Consider the following 2,936-nt stretch of genomic DNA (forward strand, 5'->3'; position numbering starts at 1 on the left):
GTCCTGCATAGTCCACCAGCTGCGCGGAGTCGGCGCGGGCCATGCGGCGCAGGCCGCGGCGCAGGCCATCGTGGTACAGCCAGTCGCTGGGCATCCAGCCGCAGCCAGGCTTGAGGTGTCCCGGCGGGGTTTCCAGCGATTGCCGTGATACCCACAGCGGGTCCACCGCGCGATCCAGCCGCGGTTCCATTTCCGCCAGCGCCAGTGGTGCCGCCGGGCCAGCCACGTAGAAGCCGGAGCCGGCGCGCGCGGCGATCACGCCTTCGGCGGCCAAGCGTTCGTAGGCCTCGACCACGGTGGACACGGAAACGCCCATCGCCGTGGCCTGCGCGCGCACCGAGGGCAGGCGGCTGCCCGGGCCATCCAGACGCGAACTGATGCGGGAGCGGACGGCGTGGATGACGCTGTCGATGCGGCTGGGCGGTCGGGACATGCGCGTGACTGTAAGGGGATTGTGGTCAGTACAGTTACTTGTGACTGTACTGGATTGTAGCTGTGTATCGCCCGTGCCCGGTGGCCCAATGAAGGGCACGGCCGGCCATTGCCCGGCATTTCTGGAGCAGGGTGTGGAACGGTCGGCAAGCGGGTGGATCAATGGCTTCATCGGTGTGGTGATCTTCGCCGGCTCTTTGCCGGCCACCCGTCTGGCAGTGATGGAGCTGGACGCCAGCTTCGTCACCGCCGCACGCGCCAGCATCGCCGCGTTGCTGGGGCTGGTGCTGCTGCTGGCATTGCGCCAGCCGCGCCCGGTCAGAAGCGATCTGCCCGGTCTGGTGCTGGTCAGCCTGGGCGTGGTGGTGGGCTTCCCGTTGCTGACCGCGCTTGCCCTGCGTCACGCCTCCTCGGCACATACCATCGTGTTCCTGGGCCTGTTGCCGCTGAGCACGGCGGTATTCGGCGTCCTGCGCGGCGGTGACCGGCCACGCCCGGCATTCTGGGTGTTCTCGCTGCTGGGCAGCGCCTGTGTGGTCGGCTACGCCGCGCGCAACGGCATCGAAGCCTCACTGCAGGCCGACCTGTTGATGCTGGCAGCGATCGTGGTGTGCGGACTTGGCTATGCCGAGGGCGGCCGCCTGGCCCGGCATCTGGGTGGCTGGCAGGTAATCAGCTGGGCATTGCTGCTGGCATTGCCGGTGATGCTGCCGCTGATGGTGGCGATGCGCCCGGCCTCGTTCACGGCGGTGGCCGCGTCGGCCTGGTGGGCGCTGGGGTACGTGGCGGTGTTCAGCATGCTGGTCGGTTTCCTGTTCTGGTATCGCGGCCTGGCCCAGGGCGGTATCGCTGCGGTCGGCCAGCTGCAGCTGCTGCAGCCGTTCTTCGGCCTGGCGCTGGCGGCGCTGCTGCTGCACGAGACCGTCAGCGCCGGCATGTTGCTGGTGACCGTGGCAGCGGTGATCTGCGTGGCCGGCGCCCGCCGCTTCAGCCGATGACGCGCGATAGCGTCGGCGTATCGTGGCGTGCCGCCAACAGTATTGGCCGGGGCCGGCGCGCCTGGTTGAAGCTGTGCCGATGAAACCCAATTCCAGTATCTCGTTCGAAGGCCAAGTGGGCCTGGTGACCGGTGCCGCCGGTGGTCTCGGCCTGGCCTACAGCCGCCTGCTGGCCCAGCGTGGCGCGCACGTGGTGATGCATGACGTGGGCGCCGCGACGGACGGCACGGGTACCGATCCGCAGCGCATCGCCCACGCGGTGGCAGCACTGCATGCCCAGGGCCTGCCGGTCGAAGCCGCCAGCGGCCCCATCAACCAGCGCAGTGGCTGCCACGCGCTCGTGCAGGACATCCTGCAGCGGCATGGTCGCCTGGACTTCATCATCCACAACGCCGGCTGGGTGGCCTACGCCGGTATTGAAGTGGTGGAAGACGATGCGCTGGAGCAGATGCTGTGCCTGGCGGCGAAGACACCGCTGTGGCTGGCACAGGCGGCATGGCCTGCGATGCGTGCTGCCGGCGGCGGCCGCATCGTGCTGACCACCTCCGATCGCGCGCTGTACCCGCAGTATGCGCAGCGCGGCCTGTGCGGCTACGCGATGGCCAAGCTGGCTGCGCAGGGGCTGGTCAATGTGCTGGCCCTGGAAGGCGCCGAGCACGGCATCGTCGTCAACGCGGTGTCGCCGGTGGCCAAGACCCGCATGTGGGGCATCGACGGGGAACCGGATGAACTGCATCCAGAGGCGGTGGCGCCCGGGGTTGCCTTCCTTGCCTCTACGCGGTGCCGGCAGGGTGGCTGGACCCTGCGGGCCAGCAACGGCCAGTTCCATGCATTGCGATTGCAGGAAGCCGAACATGTGGCCTATCCGCGCGACCTGCGTGCGGTGGCAGCGGACAGCATCGAATCGGTGGCCCTGCAGTGGCCGGTCATTGCACGGCCGAGTGTCGACGCGCGCGGTTGAACGCGTACCCTAGGCAGGTCTCCACCTGCCTGCGATGAAATGATCGATCTGCGCCTGCTCCGCCAGTTCGTGGCGGTGGCCGAAGAACTGCACTTCCATCGCGCTGCTGCACGCCTGCACATGTCGCAGCCGCCATTGACGGCGGCGATGCGGCGCCTGGAAGACGAGGTGGGTACCGGGCTGATCGTACGCGGCAACCGCACGCTGGGCCTGACCGCAGCGGGGCAGACGCTGCTGGTGGAGGCGCGTGCAACCCTGCAGCACGCCGAACAGGCGCTGCAGCGCACGCGGGAAGCGGCGGCAGGGCAGACCGGCAGCCTGCGTGTCGGCTACGTCGGCAGCGCACTCTATGGGCGCCTGCCGGCACTGATCCGCCAGTTCCGCCATGCGTTTGCGCAGGTGCAGCTGCATCTGCACGAAGCCACCTCGCGGCAGCAGCAACAGTGGCTGCGCGAGGGACGCATCGACCTGGGCATCCTGATTCCGCCGATCATTTCCGCAGAACTGCATCTGCAGGCGTTCGACCATGATCGACTGGCCATTGC

4 protein-coding genes are annotated in these 2,936 nt (G+C 68.5%); 3 read left to right on the forward strand and 1 reads right to left on the reverse strand.

Annotated elements, in window-relative coordinates; translation table 11 throughout:
* The coding region (locus tag AC1VAN_RS16930) for a GntR family transcriptional regulator (RefSeq protein ID WP_480986263.1) at nt 1–433 on the reverse strand (433 nt) is incomplete at its 3' end.
* Between the two features lie 133 nt (nt 434–566).
* Here AC1VAN_RS16930 and AC1VAN_RS16935 point away from each other — a divergent pair.
* The 3 genes from AC1VAN_RS16935 to AC1VAN_RS16945 form a co-directional block, all read left to right on the forward strand.
* On the forward strand, nt 567–1,430 hold the full coding sequence (locus AC1VAN_RS16935) for a DMT family transporter (protein WP_099785940.1): 864 nt from the start codon (nt 567–569) through the stop codon (nt 1,428–1,430).
* Between the two features lie 79 nt (nt 1,431–1,509).
* Nucleotides 1,510–2,391 (forward strand): SDR family NAD(P)-dependent oxidoreductase, encoded by an 882-nt coding sequence (locus tag AC1VAN_RS16940; RefSeq protein ID WP_263929785.1) that lies wholly within the window; start codon nt 1,510–1,512, stop codon nt 2,389–2,391.
* A gap of 39 nt (nt 2,392–2,430) precedes the next feature.
* The coding region (locus tag AC1VAN_RS16945) for a LysR family transcriptional regulator (protein WP_480986264.1) at nt 2,431–2,936 on the forward strand (506 nt) is incomplete at its 3' end.

Source organism: Stenotrophomonas sp. 05L44_2, from assembly GCF_056665995.1.

Bases quoted from the DNA above. Each gene is read 5' to 3' on its own strand.
- AC1VAN_RS16940 (WP_263929785.1), top strand. From the start codon at position 1,510: ATGAAACCCAATTCCAGTATCTCGTTCGAAGGCCAAGTGGGCCTGGTG.